The sequence below is a fragment of the Dulcicalothrix desertica PCC 7102 genome, from assembly GCF_003991905.1.
Taxonomy (GTDB): Bacteria; Cyanobacteriota; Cyanobacteriia; order Cyanobacteriales; family Nostocaceae; genus Dulcicalothrix; species Dulcicalothrix desertica.
This window is the reverse complement of the sequence record NZ_RSCL01000003.1, coordinates 22,525-38,928: the sequence shown is the minus strand read 5'-3', so window position 1 is coordinate 38,928 and position 16,404 is coordinate 22,525. Positions and strand designations below refer to the sequence as shown.

Sequence of the window (16,404 nt, the reverse complement as noted above, 5' to 3'; positions counted from 1 at the left end):
ATCAAATTGACATAATCGTCATTTATTAGCTATAGAGACTTAACTTATGCGTATCGCTATTATTGCTTTGGGAAGTCGAGGAGATGTTCAACCTTATGTTGCTTTGGGAAAAGGTTTAAAACAAGCTGGTCATTTGGTGCGACTGGTAACTCAAGAAAACTTTGGAGATTTGGTTAGTGTACACGGGTTAGAATTCTGGGCAGTCTCTGGTAATGTCCAAGAAATTGTCGAAACCAAAGAAATGCGCGAGCTATTAGAGAAAGGAAATTTCCTTGCCATTCAGTCGCGCACAGCAGAACTAGTTCAAAGTGTTGCAATTGATTGGGCAAATCAAGGCAAGGCTGCTTGTCAGGGTATGGATTTATTGATTGTAGGAGTCGGGGGACTAAATATTGCTGTTGCTCTTGCCCAAAAGTTGGGAATTCCACTACTTCAAGCTTATGTTTTTCCCTTTACGCCAACAAAAGCATTTCCTGGTGTTTTGTTTCCTGACTTTGTAGATAAAACAGGGGGCTTTTTCAATCGTTTGTCACATCAATTGGTCAGACAAGCTTTGTGGCAGGGGTTTCGGAACGCTGATAAACTTGTACGGCAAAAAGTACTTGGTTTAGCCGCTGCTTCATTTTGGGGGCCATACAATACTGACTGCCTTAAAAAATATCCAACTCTCTATGGTTTTAGCCCATCAGTTATTCCTAAACCATCTGATTGGAATAATACTTATGTTACTGGCTACTGGTTTTTAGATGTAAATGTTCAGCAGGCGCCTGATTGGAACCCACCATCCGCTCTCGTTGATTTTCTGCAAGCTGGTTCACCTCCTATATATATTGGGTTTGGGAGTATGGGCAATCGAAATCCAGAAGCGACTGCCAATCTTATTTTGGAAGCTCTAGCCAAAACTCAACAACGTGCCATTATGCTGTCTGGCTGGGGTGGTTTACACTCAGATAATTTACCAGATACGGTGTATCTTATAGACTCAGTACCGCATTCATGGCTTTTCCCTCGTGTCGCAGCTGTAGTGCATCACGGTGGCGCCGGTACGACAGCCGCTGGTATGAGAGCAGGCGTTCCTTCTATTATCATTCCTTTCTTTGGTGATCAGTTTTTTTGGGGGCAGCGCGTCGCGAAATTAGGCGTTGGGACAGAACCAATTCCGCGTAAGCAACTAACCGCTGAAAGACTTGCACAAGCTATTCAAAAAACTTTGGCAGATTCCACAATGCGTGAGCGAGCAGCTAATCTGGGAGCTAAAATTCAAGCTGAAGATGGGATACTTTGCGCCGTTGCTGTTGTAGAGGAAATCGAAAAGGGTGGTGTTGCTTTGTTATACTAAACCTTTACCGTTTTTTCTATAGTAGGCTGCTTTGTTATGACTTTAGCCAATGTTAAAGATTCTTGACCAGTAATTAATCTTGAACCACGTTTGCGGGTGATATAGTTCCATGCCCACTGGAACATTACTAAGAATTTACTGTCGAACTCAATTAAGAAATAAATGTGGATTAATAGCCAGAATATCCATGCAAAGAAACCTTTTAACTTGATTGCACCTAAATCTACAACAGCAGCATTTTGTCCAATCATTGCTAGGCTGCCATAATCATTATATTTAAATGCTGGTATAGTTTTACCAGAGAGACGTTTTTGAATTAATTTCGCAACGTATTCACCTTCTTGTGTAGCTACTGGCGCCACACCTGGAAGCGGTTGCTCGTTTTGGTGAGAAAAATTGGCTAAGTCTCCGATGACGAAAATATTTTTGTGCCCTTTAATACTCAAGTCTGGTTCGACGATAACTCGTCCAGCGCGGTCGCACTCCGCACCTGTACGTAATCCTAGAATTCTTCCCATTGTTGAAGCTTGAATACCTGCTGCCCACAATATAGTCTTGGAGGCAATTTCGTGTAACTCATCCCCTTGCTTGTAAGTAACTACACTATTTTCAATATTTATTACGCGCGTTTGTGTCTGTACACTCGCACCCAACTTTTCTAAAGATGCTTTTGCTGCTTGCGATAAAGAAGGTGCCATACCTGGGAGAACACGATCGGCGCCTTGCAATAGTAAAATTTTTGTTTCTGAGGTATCAATATTACGAAAATCTTCTTGAAGAGTTTTGTTTGCCAACTCTGCAATGGCGCCAGATAATTCTACCCCCGTTGGACCACCACCCACAATCACAAAGGTTAACAAAGCACGGCGTTTTTGGGGATCAGTTTCTTTTTCTGCTGCCTCAAATGCATTAAATATCCGACTACGTATTTCGAGCGCATCCTCAATAGTCTTTAAACCAGGAGCAACTTCTTTCCACTGATCATTACCAAAATACGAATGATTGGCGCCTGTAGCAACAACTAAAGTATCGTATCGTACTACTCGATCATTCAATATCACTTCTTGTGTTTTAGTATCAACGTCCTTAACTTCTCCCAGCAAAACTTTTGTATTCTTGCTTTTGCTAAGTATAGAGCGTAACGGCGCGGAAATATCACTAGGTGATAGCGTACCTGTAGCAACTTGATATAAAAGTGGTTGAAACAAATGAAAATTACGTTTATCAATAACAGTAACATCTACATTTGCAGAAGCAAGCCCCTTTGCAGTATACATTCCACCAAAGCCACCACCAATGACTACAACCTGGTGTCGCTGATTCTTTTCAACTGAAGCTACCATAAGTATATTTCCTTTTGTCAATATATTTGTAAATATTCTTTACATAATATTTAACAAAGTTATAAGACTTGTTGTAGTTAATTGTGAACAATAATCAAATTAATCGTAGGGTGCGATCAGGCTACGATTAATTTATACTTATATTACAAACTTGTAGCGTCACGCACCAATATTGTAAGTTTTATATAAAAACAATCTATATTTTATAATTAATAAAACATTGAAAAACACATTAATCTACGATTTAAATTTATACAAGGTGATTAATGCCATTACTGCTAAAACGAACATAAATCCTCCTGCAGATGCGTAGGTGTTAGCTAAACCAACTTTTGCACTCAGTGGTTGACTTAACAAAGGTGAAAGAAACTGTCCTAAAAATAGTGATGTTGTCACCCCACTAATAATTTTTCCCCGCATTGTATCGGGTGTAACGGAGATGAGGCAAAGATTCATATTCGGCATTAATAAGCCCAAACCGGAACCTGCAATCACTAATCCCAATAAAATAATTGGATATGCTTTTCCTATACTAATAAAGTAATAACCTATACCTATATTTAGAAACGCGATGCCATAAATAGCAGTAAAACTAAATTTGGCTTTGATTTGTCTATATAACAGCGAAGCCATCGCCGAGAATAGAGTCGCTAATGCAATCGCAATTCCACTTTGAGATGCACCTGCACCAAATAACTGTTTGAGATAAAAGGGTAATTGTACGGGGATTAAATAAAATACAATTTGGGTTAATATACCAATTCCATAAGTGATAATTACTAAGTTAAACGGCAATTTCTGAGTCTGTGTAACTATTTCCTGATTTTTGTTTACGGGTTGGTTACGTTCTGGTTCCAGTAAAAAGCTCGAAGCACATGGCACAAGTAGTAGAGAGAATAAGTAAATACCGAAGGGATAACGCCAATTTTGTTCTGCAATAAAACCACCGATTGAGAGAAATAATACACCTCCTAACCCCATAAATGCGGCTTGTAATCCTAAAAACTGCGCTCGTGCTGCACCAATATAGTAGTCAGCTATTAGGGTTGTGGCACTCGTCATGATTCCAGCAACACTAATACCTAATAATGCTCGTCCGACTAGAATTAAAGTCAAATCATTGAGAATTAAACCGGAACATCCTGCAATTCCGTAGATAATTAAGGCAATAATTAATAACGGTTTACGCCCGACTCTATCAATAATAATACCAACTAATGGCGCCCCCAATGCAATAAATAAAGCTGGTAAAGTTAGTGCTAATTTAACTAAATAATCTGCATTCTGTACATTTGAAAAATATTCCCGCATTGCAGGTAAGGATGGGGCAATCGTTGCACCCGACATAACTGTAAGGGTGCTAACTAATAAAAGAGTAGCTTTGGTAAAAGTTGAGTTTAAATTTGTTTTGCTCATTGTGTTTAACGTGAAAATTTAATTGTTTGATAACTCAATATTTCAAATTTGTCAAAAATTATAGAATATAAAATATATCAGAAATGAAAATTAAAAGGAAAATACCGTTCGCAAAGTGCCACTAATAATTCTCCCATTATCATCTTGATTGCTGGGATTTGTGACAACTTGCAGTAATGGTGTAACCCGAATATTCTCACTCACAGGGAAGTTATAAAAAAATTCGTAGTTTGTTTGCGTACTATTTCCTACAGCGCTTTCAATAAAAGGTTGACCAACTGCAACTCCAAAAATACCCCCTTTGATAAACAAATGTTGTAAACTAAATCCTGCCATCCAATAATTAGGATAAATATTACCTAAACTAGTATTTGTATAACTTGCATAACCGTAGCGACCAAATATACCAATTTGTGAATTCAAAGAATAGTCAAAATTGACACCAACTCCTTGAAAGCTGCTACCAAAAACTTTTCCACCACTGTATTGCAAACGGACATTAAAAGCTTTACTGGGGGAATATTCTAATTCTGCAAAACCTTGATATGGGTCTCCAAATAAACCTCCATCTGCACCACCTCCAGCGTTAGGGAACAAACGGATATCTTCTGAACCTCCTCCTCCAATTAAGCGCTGGTTATCTGGTAGTATGTTTGTTGCATCTCCAGCTATATATACTGCTCGTAATTTTACTGAACTACCTTTCGGATGCCAGTCGATTACAGCACCCGCACCACCTGCTCTAGGTAATAAAATGAAATTGTTAGCGAAAGCTTGGGTAGAAAAGTCTTTAAAACTAACATTAGCGTAGCGGTTTTTATCAACAAAATCGGGTGCTACTAGTGCTGGTCCAATCGAAACTTTTAAATTCGGACTAGGGGCAAAACTGTAATATAAACGAGCTAGACTGATTTGATTATTTCGTCCTTGAATTGAATAATCTAAAACACTACCAAAATTCGCTTCGAGAAAACCTGTCGCGTTATCATTTGCACCATCACTTCCAGTTACTAAGCGAATCTTTAATAAATCTGTACCTTTAAAGCTGGTATTTAAATCCAAACTGCTGCGGTAAATAAAGGTTGGATTTGGGTCATTTTCACTAATTACGGCACCTCTAGGAGCAATAATTTTTTCTCCAGCAAATTCACCAGCGTTAACTGCCATCACCACTTGTCCTGTTAATTTGGTAGTGGTAGAAAATTGGTTTGCTGACAATTCTGCATTACGAGTTTCTGATACATTAATCCTTGCCTGTAAAGTGGCTAATTCTTCTGCAAACTCGCTTTGTAATCTTTGTAATATGATTAGATCATCAGACAAAACTAAATTTCCTTTGCCAGCACTGATTAATTGATTGATTTCGTTCAAAGCAGCATTTAAACCTGCAGCAAATTCATAGCGAGTAATGGCATTTTTCCCGCTAAAACTTGCGTCGGGGTATCCTGCGATTACACCATAACGTTCGACCAAAGATTGTAATGCTTGAAAAGCCCAATCGGTCGGTTCGACATCTTTTAATTGACTGGCGGAAGTAACACGAATAACTTCGTTGGTTGTATCTGCAAATGAGGGAGTTGTGGCGCCCAAAAAATTTATCCCTGTAGTCGCCAGAAAAAATATTGCTGAAACAAATGAAAATTTGACTTTTAGCATTAACTCCACTCTGTAATTAATGCTGCTAATTTAGTTTTTACTAACTGTAAAGATTGTTCCCGCGCATCACCTTTCATTGCCAGGTTTTCTGCATGAACAAAGGTAATATCGGTAACACCCATTAAACCAAAAATAGTCCGAATATAAGGTTCTTGGAAATCAAAACTAGCAGCAGGAGTTCCCACAGGAAAGCTTCCACCCCGCGCAGTAATGACTAGCATTTTCTTCCCTACTAATAATCCTTCATAACCACCTTGTAAATTAACGGCAAAAGTGCGTCCAACCCTACAAACCTGGCCAATATATGCTTTAAAATTTGCGGGAATGCCAAAATTGTACATTGGTACGCTAAAAATATAGCGGTCACAATCAATCAGTTCATCAATTAATTCATTGGAAAGTTGCAGTGCGGTATTCAACTCTGGTGTGTGGGTATCTGGAGGAGAAAATGCTGCTGCAATCCAAGTTTCGCTGACTGGGGGAACAATTTGATGTCCGATATCTCGGTAAATAATAGTGGAGTTAAGATAACTATTTTTCCAATCGGCTACAAAATTATTAGTTAAAGTCCGTGAGTGAGAACGTTGTCCTCTAGGACTAGTATCAACATGCAGAATCTTTGTCATATCTAGTTTCTCCGCTTTCTTAAAAAATGTATTCTCGCGTGTGTACTAGTATTAAATTAATACTATAGTTAGCAAGCTAAACAAAAATACTAGTAAATTAACTCATTGGTAACATTTGCGCTAAAGCTTTTTCAACTGCTTTGGGGTCACTCAATAACTGTGCAGCTAAATGCTTTGCCTGTTCACCAGGATAAACGTCCTCTACTCCGTTCGCAACTGCTTGTAGTGCTTCCCTGACCACTTCTACGGGAGAAACTTTTGGTGGAGGATAATCTTTACTCATTCCCGTATCTACTGTAGCTGGCATTACACCAATAACAAGGGTTCCTTGATTTGCTAATTCAGCTCTCACCCCTTGAGTCATGGAAAATGTAGCAGCTTTCGCTGCACAGTAGGAACCGTTTGCAGGCAGGTTGACCTTTGCTAAAATGGTTAGCATATTGACAATTGCACCACCGCCATTCATTTTGAGAACTGGAGCAAAAGCGCGGCACATTGCCAATGTTCCAAAATAATTAATCTCTATTTCGGTTCTAGCTGCTGATAGGTCTTTTGAGGCAATGAAACCTTGGTTAAATCCGACACCAGCATTGTTAATTAATAAAGTAACATCAGGACATTGTGCTGCGGCTTTGGCGATGGAAGTCTCATCGGTAATATCAAGCTCTACAGCAACAATTTTTTGTGGGTCTGTGGTTAATATGCTGTCTAATTTTTGCGTATTTCGCACACAAGCATAAATTTTTGATACTCCATTATCCCGTAATCCTTGAATCCAATGACCACCAATACCACCATTTGCTCCTGTAACCAGGACCACAGCATTTTCAAGTTTCATGGGTATTTTTTTATTCTTCTCTAATAATCTATGCTAAAGCTGGTATTTAAGTCTAATGCCTTCTGGGCTATGAATCGATAGTTTAAAAGCATGAATCAAAATATAGAATTGCGTCACCTTAGATATTTTTTAGCTGTAGCGGAAGAGTTAAATTTTGGTCGTGCAGCAGAAAGGTTAAATATTACCCAACCATCCTTAAGTCGTCAAATTCAAAATTTAGAAAAAGAACTTGGGATTATACTATTTGAACGTAACCCACGTCAAATAAAATTAACTGCACCTGGTCAAATTTTCCTCACAGAAGCTGAACAAATTCTTTTACGATTCGACCAAGGAATACGAATAATCAAGAGAGCTAATCGTGGAGAAATTGGTCAATTAACGGTTGGATTTCAAGGCTCATCCGTGTATGACATTATACCTATTTCGATTAAAGTCTTTCGCGAGCGTTTCCCTGAAGTGGAGATAATCATGCAGCATATGACCACCAGCGAACAATTAATTGCGCTCTCAGAAAATAATCTGGATGTTGGTTTCGTGACACCACCCATCACTGATGCAAATTTAGAACTGGAAATTTTGCTTCAAGAACCTTTAGTTTTGGCTTTACCAGAGAATCATCCTTTAGCTGCACACTCAGAAATTTCTATTGCCGCACTTGCTAATGAACCGCTAATTTTAGCTTCCCGTGACAGGGGTTGCGGATTACACGAACAGATTTTTGATATTTATCAAAAAGCTGGTTTGTATCCAAATGTTGTTTGTGCAGCTAGAGAAATGCAAGTCATGTTGGGATTCGTTGCTGCAGGAATGGGTATTTCTTTATTACCATCCCATGTGAAAAACTTTCAGCGTACAGGTGTTGTTTACCGTACTCTGAATCCTGAAGCACCGATTACAGGGTTAGGTATTGCTTGGAAACCAGAAAATATTATACCAGTACTGTTAGCTTTTTTAGAAATTATTAGGAGTCTTGCATAATAATTTTTTATTTTTGTATTTAAGACTGTTTTATAAATTACCAAAAATAATGGCGCCAGCAAAATAGATTTGGCTTTTATTAATTTTGTTTACCTGACCCGTTCGTTCTGTGCATCAATTGTAACAGTCAGTGTTACGATAGGCTTGACTAACTCTTCAGGTTCAACAGGTTTTGACAACGGCTATTAATGGCAATCTTACCGTAAACGTGGCGCCTAAATCCTCACCAGGACTTTCTGCATAAATAGTTCCTCCATGCAGTTCGACCAAGTGACGAACAATTGCTAGCCCTAACCCTAGCCCACCAAACTTTCTAGTTATTGTTGCATCTGCCTGCCGAAAAGACTCAAATACGTGGGGCAAAAAGTCAGGACTAATGCCTTTACCTGTATCGCTAACTTTAATTTCAGCCTGCGAGTCAACACACCCCAGTCTAATTTCTACCCGTCCGCCATTTTCTGTGAATTTTACAGCATTGCTAAGTAAATTCCAAAACACTTGCTGTAACCGAGCAGAATCACCCAAAACTTGCCCAACATTTGGGTCAAACACCGTCTTAATTTGAATTGATTTAGCTTGCGCTGCCAACTGCACAGTTTCAATCGCCGCAGATATTGTAGGCGCCAAATTGACAGTAGCCATACTAAGACTGAGCTTGCCTTGCAAAATGCGCGACACATCTAAAAGGTCTCCAATTAATTGGGTTTGGAGTTTAGCATTGCGCTCAATTGTTTCTAAGGCATAATCTGTTTTTGCGCTATCCAATTTTCCAGCACGAAGCAATTTAGTCCAACCCAAAATCGGATTGAGTGGTGTTCGTAACTCATGAGACAACACCGCTAAAAATTCATCTTTGATTCGATTTGCTTCTTCTGCTTTTAGACGTGCGCTTTGTTCTTGAACTTGCTGACGCATCAATTGTGTACGTTCGGCTTCTGCCTGTTTACGCTCGGTAATATCTCTGTTAATGCTAATAATAAAGATAGCATTTCCAGCTTTGTCGTACACAGTTTTGGCTGTTGTTTCGATTGGCACTGGCGAGCCATCTTTTCGCAGACAGGCAATTTCACTGCAAAAGGCGCCAGTTTCTTGAAGGTCGCGAATTATTTCAGCCGTCTGAGTCGATTTAATATCCGGATGATGGAGGAAACTAACGGGTTTGCCAATCACCTCTGCGGCTGTATACCCAAAGATTTGCTCGGCATTACCCAGCCAACGTTGAATATTACACTCCAAATCGGTCAACAAAATAGCATCGGGCATTTGCTGCAAAGCAACATCAGAAATTAGTAGCTCGGCTTCGGCAATTTTGCGTTCGGTGATGTCGTGCATCACCACAACTGCCCCTTGTTTTTTACCTTCGTTATCGACAATTGCCTGCCCACTAGCAAGCAGCGTCTTTACCTTTCCATGTTTAGGCGCAATCACCATTTCAACATTCTTGACCGTCTGCTCCTGTAACACTTGAAATAAAGGAATCTCGTTTTTAGACATCCGCGTTTTGCCATCAGGCAAATACAGGTCGTAATGTTCCGCCCATTTTTCGGGTGGCAATGCTTGCTCTGGCAAACCATGAAATTCTCGTGCTGCTTGATTAAATAAAGTCAAAATTCCCTCAGCATCACAGGCTACGATTCCTGCCTGCACATTATCAAGCAGCACTTTGAGTAATTCGTTGGCTTGGGATAATTCAGTTGTTCGCTTTTCAACCAAGCGTTCCAATTCATACTGGGCTTGTTGCCGTGCTGCTTCTGTTTGCTGTCGCTCTAGTTCAGTCGCAATACGTAGAGCAAAAATTGTCAATAAAGATTCTGCCAGTTGAACATTTGTCAAAGCGTTGCCATCCATCACCCCTAGTAAGCCCAGAGGTAAACCGATGGTGTCAAAAAATGGAACCGCTACATAGCTTTCTACACCCAAAGGTTCTAAAAGAGGCGCCTTGGGAAACAAAGCTTGAACTCGATGGGGATAGCAACACAATTTTCGTTTCTGGAGTACTTGCTCGCAAGGGGTCTCACGCAACAAATATTCAAAGTTTTCAATAATCTGCCCCTTGGCACAGGCAGCAATCGTCCGAATTATTTCCTGGTTATCGAGGTCAACTAAACCAATATAGACATAATCAACCCCCAGCACTTTGAGCATATGCTGTACTAAAGCAGAGAAAAAAGCTTCACCCGTCGCAGTAGAAACGCCTTGAGTCACTTCCAGCAACGCTGCATCCATTTGAGCAACCTTATGGGCAGCCAACCGCAGTTCTAGCTCATCCATCACCATTGCGGCAAGGTCAGTCAGCACACTTTTTTGCTCATCACTCAAGCCATCACGCGGTTTCGTATCTAACAAACAAAGAGTGCCTAAGTTAAAACCATCTTGCGTCAGCAACGGGGCGCCTGCATAGAACCGCAGACCCGGTTCATTTTGTACAAAGGGATTACAAACTAGGCGACTATCTTGCCTAGTATCAGGAATGACTAAAACTTCATTACTTAACAGCGCAAAACTGCAAATAGTTGTATCTCGCTGCACCTCGCGCATATCAAACCCGTAGGCAGATTTAAACCAACCTCTCGATTCATCAACTAGGGAAACCAGCGTAATCGGCATATTAAATAAACGCGCAGCCAAGGAAGTGATGCGGTCAAAAGCAACTTCCGGTGGCGTATCGAGAATATTGTACCGTCGCAGCGCCTCTAAGCGTTCCACCTCATTTGCAGGAAAAGGGGCGGTTGTCACAATCGGTTTAGGGGAAGTTTCAGTCATCTTTAAATCAACAGGCGAGTAAAAAGCTACAAACGTAACGGGAATGACATGGCGTTATTTAATGATGCCAGATTCCGCCAACTTTAAGAGCGACCTTTGTGGTTCGTTATACATACACTTTGTTTATACTATAACTATTAATAATCATAGACTATGAGGCGCCTGGGCATATACACAAATACTATGAACCTCTTCTCTGTCTCCTCTGTGTTTCTGTTGTAAAAATAATTACTTTAATGATTGCACATCTGTCTCCTATGTGCTACAAATTGTAGCACAATTATTGACACTGCTTATGCATTGTGCATTTCGGCTAAGTTTGATAATAATTCTCCAAAATCTTTATCTTCATCTTTGTCAAAAAAGTTAGGAAGTTTCCTCGAATTGTTGGGGTTATGTAAATCTTGATATGCCAAGGAACCGACATCTTGTAAAAATTCCTTCCAAATCATTCGCTTCGTAGTGAAAAATAAGACATTTTTAGTTTGACCCAAAACTGTTGTATTAAATAAAGCAAGAACCTTCTCTTGTTTATCAAATCCAAATTGAGAAAGGAAATTTGCAAGCTTATCTAAAGGAATATCTGGAGCAATAAAAACTTTATTGGAATAATTTTTACATGCAAATTGATTTTTTAAAGTTTCTACAAATGGCTTTGAATACTTCTTAGAGTAGAATTACTGAAAAATTCAACAACTGTAACCATTCTCAACAAATTATAAACAGATGTAACAATAAAAAATAACTTATCCGTTACATCCGTTGCCAATTAAGCGCTACCAGCATAAATTCGTTGTTCTTGACAAGTACGCTTGTAAATATTGTCTAATTCTAGAGGTAAGCAATTATTTCCTCGCAACCAAAATGGTACAGTTGGTAAAGTATCACCTACATTAATTTTTTCTTGCCAAATATCAATACTTGGTTGCCCGCTACGTTCAATTACTCGATAAGAAGTAGCGTATAGTTGTAATCGTTCAGGGGCGCCTAAATTCGATGTTCCTTCAGTAATTCTATTTAATAGTTCATCATGAAGATTTGCTTTGCGTTCGGTGACGACATCAACAATTACCAAACCAATTCCCTGTCGTAATAATGTTTCGCATTTAGACACAAATGCCTTACGATGTGATGCTCTATCTTTATTTGCTGGACTAACTAATTCAATTGCTCCTGCTAAAACGACGCCTGCTTCTGTGTTAAAGATATTTATTTCAACGGTTTGTATTATAGGTTTTATCTTAAACTGTACATTAATTTCTGCAAAATAATCTTCGGGTAATTTAGAATTTAAATCAGATGCAATGTATGTTGCCCAAGCATTATGGAACGAGTGCCAATGGCGCCCTAGTGACAGGGGAGGATGAAAATGGTCTTGTAGTACCATAATTAAATAAAACTTTTTGATTTAGAGTCCATTAAAATGGACTTGCGTTACTAGCCTGGGAATGGAATGGGAAGGTATATTTAGGGTGATTGATTAAATACCCACTTCAGCCATTGCCCAAAAGATGTGACTAAATTTAAACGGTGTACTCCAGGCGCCCGTGTAGCCCCTAATGAATCAACTGACACCAAACAAGCGTACTGCAAACCTAGAAAACTATCTACAGCAGCATAGGGGCCACCAAGAGTAATGGCGCCAGCAGCATACATTTTCGCTTTGTCATTCCGCATTTCTACTAGCTCAAAATTGTTCGCTACCGATAATCTTCCTAAATTATTCAGCGGTAAATTGTAATGCTTTACCAAATCATCAAGTAAAGGACTTGCTTCAACTTTGGCATCAAGTCCTGTTGCATCTACAATAAAATCGGCATCGAGAGTAATTTGCCCAAAATTCTGCTCTTCTATATATGTAATTGTCCGTCCTTTTGGGTCGCGCTCTACTTTTTTGACTTTGCCAAACTGTATATTATACCAACCTTCCCGTAACCCTATTTCGGTAATACGTTGCCAGTCCGAACGGTCGGCTGTTGTTGTACCACCCCAATCTGCAAGTAGGGTTTTACGTTCCTCTGGACTAGCTTTTTCGAGCATGACGCGAAGTTCTCCACCCCAACAAGCTTTGGGCCAGTTAAAAGGTTGAAACTCATAATGGTTTTTAACTAAACGTTGGGCTTTTTGAAATTTATTACCCTGTGGTTTAGGCGAACGCATCAAATGCAATACTGTTATATTATTATTTTTCTTGCGGGCTTCATAAAGTCGTTGGACAACACGCGAAGCTACAATACCTCGTCCACGAATTAAGACTTTACCACCAAGACGTTCGAGTTGTTCGTACACATGGTCATGGTCTTCGTAAGCATTTACAACCGATTTAAAATCTTGATATTTTTCCCGATATGCTTGCAGGTCTGGTAAAAATTGAATAGCTGGATATCCTGTTGCTAGATGCAGGTGTCGCGTTACCATATACGCATGCGAACCCGGCGCCCGCGAATAAGCGATACAATATCTACCATCATCAGTTTTACGGATACCTCTAACTCTTCCGTAGCGGTATATCTTATCCCAACCTATGCGCTTGGCTTCGCGGTCAATTGAATCAAAAACATTTCCCGCACGGGGTGTATAAGTTTCAGCAAAAGTAGGTTCGGCAAATACTTGCCATAAATGTTTAATCGCTTGATTTAGTTTGCCTTTTGTTGCATCTCGCCAAGCTTCACGCAATGCATAGCTAGGATATCCCCAAATATTATCAGGGCAAGAGTCAGAATTTGAGCGCAAACGTTCATATAAAGGAATCTGCGAATTAAGGCAAAGACGTTTATAACGTGCGTAAGGTTCTTTCTCTAAACCTAAAGCAATTATTTTCTCAGTTTTAACACCACAAATTCTCAGCAAGTCAGCCCAAATAAAACTGCCTAAACCACCACCAACCGAAAGAAAATCAAATTCTTCTACAGGCAAACCAGTCGCGTGCAGTTCTTGCACAGCTATTTTTTGCTGCTGAAATAAAGGAGGAGGAAAACTGCTGCCTAATGGTGTCGCTTGGGGACTATGGCGCCAACTTGGGTCAGGTAAATTTGTAGCAGGATTAAATTGAATTGCTGAATGACTCGGCGCCTGTGGAGGAGTGGCGCCAGTTACAAGCGTAATAGTTATGATGTAAGGGCCCATTTGTAACGTATCACCGCTTAAGATCACACTTCGTGTTTGACGCTGACCGTTTACAAATATGCCATTAACACTAACTTGGTCGGTAATGACAAGCTCGTTTTGCTGCCATTCGAGTAACGCATGGAATCTAGAGATCTCATCACTATTAAGTATCATCCGCGCTACACGTTGCCCATTATACTCAGTAGGCATTCGTGCAAATTCTCGACCAAAAGCAATTGGCGGACTTAAAGAAGGTTCACGCCGTTCCCCACTTACCGGGTCATCCCAACTTAGTTGTATTTGTTGGTTACTGGTCATTGCTTAATATTTAATAGTTTATAATTTAATTTGATGATATTAGAATATATCCTATATACAAGTTCGCGCCCGAATACTATTAATTCTTTGGCTCGACGAGAACACTCGCAGCAGCAGCAAGCGAAGTCCCGCACCACCGACATCCAATATGTAGAAAATCGGTTGAAGAAACTTTATGGCATTTAGGACACTCTAACCCATAAGCCGCTTGGTGCTGGTGTACATGCTGTTGCTGATTACCAAGAGGAGTACGAGGCGCCTGTACTGGTATATTAACAGGAGGGCCAGACAAAACAGTTGGTGGAACACTACTAGCTTCAGAAGAAAATACAGCTATTACCTTCAGTTGAGCTTGCCCAAGAAAAATAACACTACCCTGTTTAAGAGGTTGTTCACCGTGAGTTAATTTCTTCCCATCCACATTTGGAGGATTCGAGGAGCGTAAATTCCGAACCAAAAACTGCCCTAAATTAAAAAAGATTTCAACATGCAAACCAGATACCGTAGGGTCAGAAAGAACAATATCGCAACGAAGTGGGTCGCGACCAATGCGAACAGTTCCAGGGTTCTTAGTTTGCTGCTGCTGTTCGTAAATTGTCTGAGTTTTTTCTCGACCTGCATCGTACCACTGTAAAGTTAGTGCGCTCATTGTTAATTGCCCTAGATACTCCTCTTAAATTTTTACTTTAACTTTTGATTTTACGATTCCACAATTGAAACCTCGCCTCTCGCCGAAGCTATTCGGTCGGCAATGCGCGTTGTTTCTGGAAGACGATATTTAGTAGTACAGCACAACGCATAATCAATAGCCGTAGGCAAACTGATACGATGACCAGGTGAAACATAAACAGGCTTTACACCCGTTCGTGTGCGTACCACTGCACCAACCGTTTGTTTTTTGTATATCAAAGGTTGCCAGCTACCCTTTACATCAGCCAAAGGTTGATGTTTGCCAACAAGCAACGATTTTGCTACACCAATTGTCGGGATATCTACTATAACTCCCAAATGACAAGCAATACCAAATCTTCGTGGATGAGCAATACCTTGACCGTCACAAAGAATTATATCAGGTGTAATTTGTAGCTTTTCTAACGCATCTAGCACCGCAGGTACTTCTCGAAACGAAAGAAAACCTGGAATATAAGGAAACGCAGTTGGACGGTAAGCTATACTCGTTTCAACTACCTGCAAGTCAGGATAACTTAACACCGCAACAGCTGCACGACTAACGGCGCCATTTTCCTCAAACCCCATATCGACTCCTGCAACGTACTCGATATTTGGCTTAAGTTCATCATCGGTTATAACCTCACCACTCAACTGTTCCTGAATAGCTATTGCTTGTTCTGTTGACAGTGACCACTCATGACGTTGATTAATCTTCATAACTGTTAAATAAATATTAAATAAATTAAACAAGAATTAAATATAAATTAAAAAAGTTAAAATCATCTGTAAAGACGCAACATCTTACATCTCTACTGTATCAGCATGTTACTAGGTCATGTTGCTAGAGCTGATCAATTCAATATAAATTTACTATAAATTTAACAATTCTTCCAATTGCTCGTTAGTAACTATATACCAAAAAGAAATCCCCCTAAATCCCCCTTAATAACTGTGCGCTCTGTAGTAGGGGATCAAAAATGATTAATTCATTTCCTGACGATATATTCGTGATAACCGCGCGATTAATTCCTGGTCTTGAGCATCTAAATCTTGATCAGCTTGTAAATTAGTATACAAACCCATTAATGAATTTAAAGCTTTAAAGCGTAAAACATTACTTGCAGGGAGCGCTTCTAACTCATTTATAGCTTCCAACAACACTTTTGCTTTCGTTAAAAGTCTTAACCAAAGAGTATCATAAGTTTTAGGTAATATCATGTCCGGTTGATTACCCATAATTACCGCATCATGTAGAGACGCGAGGAACATCGCGTCTCTACGAAGATTTTATTATGGTTATGCTCCCGGACATGATATAACTCATTAATTACAACGATATGGTGA

14 protein-coding genes are annotated in these 16,404 nt (G+C 39.7%); 2 read left to right on the top strand and 12 right to left on the bottom strand.

From position 1 onward, the window contains the following. Nucleotides 1–46 precede the first annotated feature (46 nt). On the top strand, nt 47–1,339 hold the full coding sequence (locus DSM106972_RS06780; RefSeq protein WP_127080006.1) for a glycosyltransferase: 1,293 nt from the start codon (nt 47–49) through the stop codon (nt 1,337–1,339). Here the strand turns inward: DSM106972_RS06780 and DSM106972_RS06775 are convergent. The 5 genes from DSM106972_RS06775 to DSM106972_RS06755 all read right to left on the bottom strand — a co-directional run bounded on the left by DSM106972_RS06775 (nt 1,336) and on the right by DSM106972_RS06755 (nt 7,218). Continuing rightward, a complete protein-coding gene (locus DSM106972_RS06775) occupies nt 1,336–2,682 on the bottom strand; it encodes an NAD(P)/FAD-dependent oxidoreductase (RefSeq protein WP_127080005.1) in 1,347 nt (448 codons plus the stop codon). The genes DSM106972_RS06780 and DSM106972_RS06775 overlap by 4 nt on opposite strands. A gap of 237 nt (nt 2,683–2,919) precedes the next feature. Continuing rightward, nucleotides 2,920–4,098 (bottom strand): MFS transporter, encoded by a 1,179-nt coding sequence (locus tag DSM106972_RS06770; RefSeq protein WP_127080004.1) that lies wholly within the window; start codon nt 4,096–4,098, stop codon nt 2,920–2,922. Between the two features lie 90 nt (nt 4,099–4,188). After that, nucleotides 4,189–5,754, bottom strand: coding sequence for an iron uptake porin (locus tag DSM106972_RS06765; protein WP_127080003.1), 1,566 nt, complete (start codon nt 5,752–5,754; stop codon nt 4,189–4,191). Further along, nucleotides 5,754–6,380: an FMN-dependent NADH-azoreductase gene (locus DSM106972_RS06760; RefSeq protein ID WP_127080002.1), complete on the bottom strand. Its 627-nt coding sequence runs from the start codon at nt 6,378–6,380 to the stop codon at nt 5,754–5,756. The genes DSM106972_RS06765 and DSM106972_RS06760 overlap by 1 nt, the downstream gene beginning before the upstream one ends. 97 nt (nt 6,381–6,477) lie before the next feature. After that, nucleotides 6,478–7,218, bottom strand: coding sequence for an SDR family oxidoreductase (locus DSM106972_RS06755; protein ID WP_127080001.1), 741 nt, complete (start codon nt 7,216–7,218; stop codon nt 6,478–6,480). 90 nt (nt 7,219–7,308) lie between these two features. Here DSM106972_RS06755 and DSM106972_RS06750 point away from each other — a divergent pair, with 90 nt between their 5' ends. Further along, entirely contained in the window at nt 7,309–8,199 is an 891-nt protein-coding gene (locus DSM106972_RS06750; RefSeq protein ID WP_127080000.1) for a LysR family transcriptional regulator, read from the top strand. Between the two features lie 162 nt (nt 8,200–8,361). Here DSM106972_RS06750 and DSM106972_RS06745 read toward each other — a convergent pair whose 3' ends face one another. From DSM106972_RS06745 to DSM106972_RS06720, 7 genes are all read right to left on the bottom strand, one after another. Continuing rightward, complete coding sequence (locus tag DSM106972_RS06745) at nt 8,362–10,962, bottom strand: sensor histidine kinase (protein ID WP_233787720.1); 2,601 nt, start codon at nt 10,960–10,962, stop codon at nt 8,362–8,364. Between the two features lie 293 nt (nt 10,963–11,255). Further along, entirely contained in the window at nt 11,256–11,414 is a 159-nt protein-coding gene (locus tag DSM106972_RS51230) for a hypothetical protein (RefSeq protein WP_158632774.1), read from the bottom strand. Between the two features lie 317 nt (nt 11,415–11,731). Beyond that, nucleotides 11,732–12,349, bottom strand: coding sequence for a DUF4058 family protein (locus DSM106972_RS06740; RefSeq protein ID WP_127079999.1), 618 nt, complete (start codon nt 12,347–12,349; stop codon nt 11,732–11,734). A gap of 80 nt (nt 12,350–12,429) precedes the next feature. Next, a complete protein-coding gene (locus tag DSM106972_RS06735) occupies nt 12,430–14,388 on the bottom strand; it encodes an FHA domain-containing protein (protein WP_127079998.1) in 1,959 nt (652 codons plus the stop codon). A gap of 79 nt (nt 14,389–14,467) precedes the next feature. Next, nucleotides 14,468–15,037, bottom strand: coding sequence for an FHA domain-containing protein (locus DSM106972_RS06730; RefSeq protein ID WP_127079997.1), 570 nt, complete (start codon nt 15,035–15,037; stop codon nt 14,468–14,470). A gap of 50 nt (nt 15,038–15,087) precedes the next feature. After that, a complete protein-coding gene (nfi, locus tag DSM106972_RS06725; protein ID WP_127079996.1) occupies nt 15,088–15,777 on the bottom strand; it encodes a deoxyribonuclease V in 690 nt (229 codons plus the stop codon). 264 nt (nt 15,778–16,041) lie between these two features. Further along, complete coding sequence (locus DSM106972_RS06720; RefSeq protein WP_127079995.1) at nt 16,042–16,296, bottom strand: hypothetical protein; 255 nt, start codon at nt 16,294–16,296, stop codon at nt 16,042–16,044. Nucleotides 16,297–16,404: the final 108 nt, after the last annotated feature.

What these genes read in the sequence shown, in the direction of transcription:
- DSM106972_RS06780 (WP_127080006.1), top strand. Translation starts at nt 47, where the DNA reads ATGCGTATCGCTATTATTGCTTTGGGAAGTCGAGGAGATGTTCAACCT.
- DSM106972_RS06770 (WP_127080004.1), bottom strand. Translation starts at nt 4,098, where the DNA reads ATGAGCAAAACAAATTTAAACTCAACTTTTACCAAAGCTACTCTTTTA.
- DSM106972_RS06750 (WP_127080000.1), top strand. Translation starts at nt 7,309, where the DNA reads ATGAATCAAAATATAGAATTGCGTCACCTTAGATATTTTTTAGCTGTA.
- DSM106972_RS06760 (WP_127080002.1), bottom strand. Translation starts at nt 6,380, where the DNA reads ATGACAAAGATTCTGCATGTTGATACTAGTCCTAGAGGACAACGTTCT.
- DSM106972_RS06740 (WP_127079999.1), bottom strand. Translation starts at nt 12,349, where the DNA reads ATGGTACTACAAGACCATTTTCATCCTCCCCTGTCACTAGGGCGCCAT.
- DSM106972_RS06755 (WP_127080001.1), bottom strand. Translation starts at nt 7,218, where the DNA reads ATGAAACTTGAAAATGCTGTGGTCCTGGTTACAGGAGCAAATGGTGGT.
- DSM106972_RS06735 (WP_127079998.1), bottom strand. Translation starts at nt 14,388, where the DNA reads ATGACCAGTAACCAACAAATACAACTAAGTTGGGATGACCCGGTAAGT.
- DSM106972_RS06775 (WP_127080005.1), bottom strand. Translation starts at nt 2,682, where the DNA reads ATGGTAGCTTCAGTTGAAAAGAATCAGCGACACCAGGTTGTAGTCATT.
- DSM106972_RS06745 (WP_233787720.1), bottom strand. Translation starts at nt 10,962, where the DNA reads ATGACTGAAACTTCCCCTAAACCGATTGTGACAACCGCCCCTTTTCCT.
- DSM106972_RS06720 (WP_127079995.1), bottom strand. Translation starts at nt 16,296, where the DNA reads ATGGGTAATCAACCGGACATGATATTACCTAAAACTTATGATACTCTT.
- DSM106972_RS51230 (WP_158632774.1), bottom strand. Translation starts at nt 11,414, where the DNA reads ATGATTTGGAAGGAATTTTTACAAGATGTCGGTTCCTTGGCATATCAA.
- DSM106972_RS06730 (WP_127079997.1), bottom strand. Translation starts at nt 15,037, where the DNA reads ATGAGCGCACTAACTTTACAGTGGTACGATGCAGGTCGAGAAAAAACT.
- nfi (WP_127079996.1), bottom strand. Translation starts at nt 15,777, where the DNA reads ATGAAGATTAATCAACGTCATGAGTGGTCACTGTCAACAGAACAAGCA.
- DSM106972_RS06765 (WP_127080003.1), bottom strand. Translation starts at nt 5,754, where the DNA reads ATGCTAAAAGTCAAATTTTCATTTGTTTCAGCAATATTTTTTCTGGCG.